The organism is Micromonospora sp. BQ32 (genome assembly GCF_059358895.1).
In genome coordinates this window covers 1-1,080 of sequence record NZ_JCADBI010000050.1, presented here as the reverse complement: position 1 = coordinate 1,080, position 1,080 = coordinate 1, and the positions used below count along the sequence as shown (strand labels likewise).

1 protein-coding gene is annotated in these 1,080 nt (G+C 65.9%); it reads right to left on the bottom strand.

What is annotated here, in order from left to right:
• A partial coding sequence (locus AC5L30_RS32960; RefSeq protein WP_494872179.1) for a hypothetical protein occupies positions 1-1,056 on the bottom strand: 1,056 nt, incomplete at its 3' end.
• Positions 1,057-1,080 lie beyond the last annotated feature (24 nt).

The window sequence follows — 1,080 nt, the reverse complement described above, 5'->3', positions numbered from 1 at the left end:
CTCGATCGGGTGCGGGCCCTCGGTTTCGATGCGGTACTCGTCGCCGAAGCGTTCCCGGTGCATGTCGATGACCTGCTCGCTCGGCGGCTGCTGACCGTCGTGCAGTTGCTGCTGCATCCACTCGAAGCGCTCGTGTGCCTCGCGGACGTAGCCCTCGCCGAGCTTCGTCAGGTCGATCTGGGTGGCCAGCAGGTGGCGCAGGTAGTCCTTGTTCGGCTCGAAGGTCAGCGGCTCCGGCAGCCCGGCCGTGCCGACGATCTCCTCGGGCTCCCGGCCGTCGTGCCGACGTAGAAGGTCGGCGGCCTGCTGGAGGTGGGCCAGCTCCATTTGCAGGTGCAGCTCCCAGATCGCCTTGATCCGGGGGTCGCTCTCCTGCTGCAGGAAGGAGTAGTAGAGCCAGCACTCGTTGTACTCGTGGGTGAGTAGCCGCTCCCACCAGTTCTCGCCCGGGTCCAGCAGTGACTCGTAGTGGGTGACGTGCTCCTGCTCGATCAGGCTGATTTCCTGGTAGAGCTGGCGCGCGATCGGTTCCATGTACTGCGGGCCGACGTTCATGTAGTAGAACATCACCTGCTGCTCGGCCGAGAGGATCGTCAGCGCGTGCAGCTTCGAGCGTGGGTCCACCGAGTTGCGGTCGTACGGGGTGCGCACCTCGTCGAACGGGTGCCGGTGCTCCCGCGTCGTGGGCCGGCCCGGCATCACCTCGGTGAGACCGTCGACGACCTTCTCCGCCTTGCGTCGCTCGACCATCTCGTACAGGTTGGCGTAGCGGTACAGGTGGTCGAAGTCCTCCAGCACACCGAACTCGTACGCCTGCTTCAGGTAGGGGTCGGGTTCGTGCCGAGCCACCCAGGCGGTGAGGTCGACGGCCACCTGCTCGTAGCCGAGCGTCGTCTCGAGCACGCTGGCGACGCCGGGGAGCAGCCAGTTCACCGCCCGCTGCTGCTGATTCTCCACGTACCGGACGTAGGCGAGCTGCCGGCGGACCTCCTGGTCCGGGCAGTTGCGGGCGAACTGGTGCGAGAAGTTGATCGCCTCGATCTCGATGCCGTTCATCGTGATGATCCGGCACCTGGTGTA